The organism is Mitsuaria sp. TWR114, from assembly GCF_007997345.1.
Genome location: NZ_VOSR01000855.1, coordinates 1 through 791, shown reverse-complemented (window position 1 = coordinate 791; position 791 = coordinate 1). Strand labels below are relative to the sequence as shown.

Sequence of the window (791 nt, the reverse complement as noted above, 5' to 3'; positions counted from 1 at the left end):
CGCACCGCGCGCAGCGCCTCGCCCCGACCGGCACGCAGCGCGCGGGCGCTGGCCCAGGCGGCGGTCACGCCGGTGGCGACCAGGCTGGCCGCGAGCAGCGCCGCGACCCGGCCCACTGGCACCGACCAGTCCATGCTCCAGTGGAAGCTCTGCGGATTGAGCCGGAACACCAGCACCGCGCTGATCGCCAGGCCGACGATCAGTCCCATCAGCGCGCCGGCCACCGCCTGCAGCAGGCTCTCGGCCAGCACCAGTCGGCGCAGCATCGCGCGCGTCAATCCCAGGTGCAGCAGCAGGCCGAATTCCCGCCGGCGCGCCAGCAACTGCGCCGACAGGCTGGCCGCGACGCCGAACAACCCCAGCCCCAGGCCCACCGCCTGCAGCCAGTAGGTGATGGCGAAGCTGCGGTCGAAGATCGCCAGCGAGAAGCGGCGGAGCTCGCCCGCGGAGGCGATCTCCAGCGAGTCCGGCGCCCCCGAGGCCTCGCGCAGCGCCTGCTGCGCCGCCACCGGATCGGCGCCGGGCCGCAGCCACAGCGCCAGCTCGTGATCGCCGCGTCGCCGCTGAGCCGTTCCCAGTCGCGCCGCTCCATCAGCACCGCGCCGGTCTGGCGGCTGTAGTCGCGCCAGATCGCCTTCACCGCGACCGGCAACTGGCGGCCCTCCAGCCGCAGCGTGAAGCGGTCGCCGGGCGCCAGGCGCAGCTCGTCGCGCATCGCCTCGTTGATGTAGACCGGCTGCACGCCGTCCGGCAGCGCGACCGCCTCGCCCTGCAGCGGCAGGCGGTGGTCC

The 791-nt window shown here is 74.8% G+C and carries 1 protein-coding gene; it reads right to left on the bottom strand.

Annotated elements, in window-relative coordinates:
• The coding region (locus FUT87_RS29410) for an FtsX-like permease family protein (RefSeq protein WP_186830751.1) at window positions 1-509 on the bottom strand (509 nt) is incomplete at its 3' end.
• Window positions 510-791 lie beyond the last annotated feature (282 nt).